Here is a 1,960-nt window from a genome sequence, read left to right as displayed (position 1 = left end):
GCGCAAGGCGCTCGACGGCCACACCAAGGCCGAGCGCCCGACCGTCGCGACGATCGTCGAGCGCATCGGTCCGATGCGCAACAAGACCGCAAGCGCCGGGGACAGCGGCGAAGGCAGGCGCGAACGCAGGCGCAGCCGCGCCTGACGGGCCTGTCTATTTGCTGTTTTCGGCGTAGCGCGACAGCGCGGTGTTGAAATCGACGACGTTCTCGGAATTCATTGTCGCCAGCGCGCCCGACGCGCCCGGATCGCTGATCTGTTCCAGCATGACGCGAAAACGGTCGTTGTTGAGCGCCGAAAGCGCCGTGTTGCGGGCGGCATCGACATCGCTTCGAATTCGCGCCGAATCAGCCGAAGCCGCTGACGACCCCCGCACCGGCGCATTGGCCGCCGTCGCGTTCGCATTGCCGATTGTCGTGATATGCACTGCTCGTCCCTCAAATCTATCAGCACTGACTAACAGACGCTGATTGCAATGATGTTCCGGAAAAGCCGCGCAATTTAACGATTGCAAAAAAGGCCGACGGGACAATGCATGTCGCCCAGAAGTGTGCAGCGGTTCTGGGGCAACGACATGCATCAAAAACGTATGGCCCGCCCGTCGGCAAGAGGTTTATTTCTGATGGCAACTATTGGTCTGCATCAACGTATACGGCGTGTCGGCTGAAGCCGTCGCCAAGATGGAGATCCGCACGCTCCGGGCCTGATAAAACTCACGGCGTCGACGCGCCATCTTTTGAACCAGGCTTCCAGAACGTCGGCTTGACCGTCAGGCCATCTTTCAAAGTCCTCCCGCAGACATCATGGGTCACACGGCGTTCATTTCGTGTCGCCGCTGACCTGATTGTTTCAAGCTGCCATCGCCGTGGCTCGGTTGGCCTGGAAGGTTACCTCGTGTCGCAATATCATCCATGCGATACGGGCGAGTTTGTTGGCCAGCGCGACGACCACCGTATTGCGGTGTCGTCTTGCCAGCAGATTACGTAACCAAACGCCCAGCGTGGTCTGGCTTCGGGCCAGTGACGGCAAGGCGGCCCTGGCCCCATGGATCAGTAGCGTGCGCAGGTATTTGTTGCCGCGCTTGGAGATACCAAGCAGTCTCGGCTTGCCTCCGGTCGTGTGCTGTCGCGGGACGAGCCCCAGCCATGCGCCAAGATCGCGAGCCTTGGCGAAGGTCGCGCCGTCGCCAACAGCAGCCACGAGTGCGGTAGCGTTGAGGGCGCCGATGCCGGGGATCGACGTCAGCCGCCGAGCGGCCACATTGTCGCGAGCGAGTTCGACGAATTCCCGGTCCAGAGCCCCGATGCGGCGATCGAGATCTATCCATTCCTGCCGCATATCGGCGAGCAAGCGACGAATGCGACTGCCGCTCATGAAGTCCGGATCTGCAAGCAAGGCATCCACTGCCTGCTCAAGCTTATGGCGCCTCTGCACGATGACCGTGCCACGCTCAAGCAGGATGGCGCGCAACTGGTTGGTCAGCGTCGTGCGCGCGCCGACCAGCCGAGAGCGGGCCCGGTGCAACGATTGGACATCCAGTTGCGCCTGGGACTTGAGTTCGACAAACCGCATCGTCGGACGTGTGGCGGCTTCTGCGATTGCTTCCGCGTCCCGGTCGTCGTTCTTCTGCGCCTTCACGTAAGGACGCACATATTCCGGCGACATCAATCTGACCTCGTGCCCTTGTTCGGCCAGAAGCCGTCCCAGATAATGTGCGCCGCAGCACGCTTCCATCGCTACAGTGCAGGGTGCGCGCTTCGAGGCGAAGTTCAAGACCCTCTTGGGCTGCATGCGGCGACGCAGCACCACATTCCCATCCGAATCCAGCCCCGCAACGCTGCAGCTGTTCTTGCCAAGGTCAATTCCCAGCATCATGATCGTCATGGCTCGTCCTTCTCCGCTTTCCAAACACAGGCATCCTAGCCGATGCCTCAAAGGAGGGCGGGCCATTCCATAAAAC

General features: G+C 61.1%; 2 protein-coding genes and 1 pseudogene. 1 reads left to right on the top strand and 2 read right to left on the bottom strand.

The window, feature by feature from the left end:
* Positions 1-145, top strand: a pseudogene (locus EOA24_RS43570) (methionine synthase); the annotation flags it as partial.
* Between the two features lie 9 nt (positions 146-154).
* On the opposite strand, the gene EOA24_RS35990 reads toward EOA24_RS43570, so the two are convergent.
* Positions 155-427: a hypothetical protein gene (locus EOA24_RS35990; protein ID WP_245463328.1), complete on the bottom strand. Its 273-nt coding sequence runs from the start codon at positions 425-427 to the stop codon at positions 155-157.
* A gap of 422 nt (positions 428-849) precedes the next feature.
* On the bottom strand, positions 850-1,884 hold the full coding sequence (locus EOA24_RS35985) for an IS110 family transposase (protein ID WP_127410704.1): 1,035 nt from the start codon (positions 1,882-1,884) through the stop codon (positions 850-852).
* Positions 1,885-1,960: the final 76 nt, after the last annotated feature.

The sequence above is a fragment of the Mesorhizobium sp. M2A.F.Ca.ET.039.01.1.1 genome, assembly GCF_003998035.1.
Classification (GTDB): Bacteria; Pseudomonadota; Alphaproteobacteria; order Rhizobiales; family Rhizobiaceae; genus Mesorhizobium.
This window is presented reverse-complemented; position numbering and strand designations above follow the sequence as displayed.

Bases quoted from the DNA above. Each gene is read 5' to 3' on its own strand.
- EOA24_RS35985 (WP_127410704.1), bottom strand. From the start codon at position 1,884: ATGACGATCATGATGCTGGGAATTGACCTTGGCAAGAACAGCTGCAGC.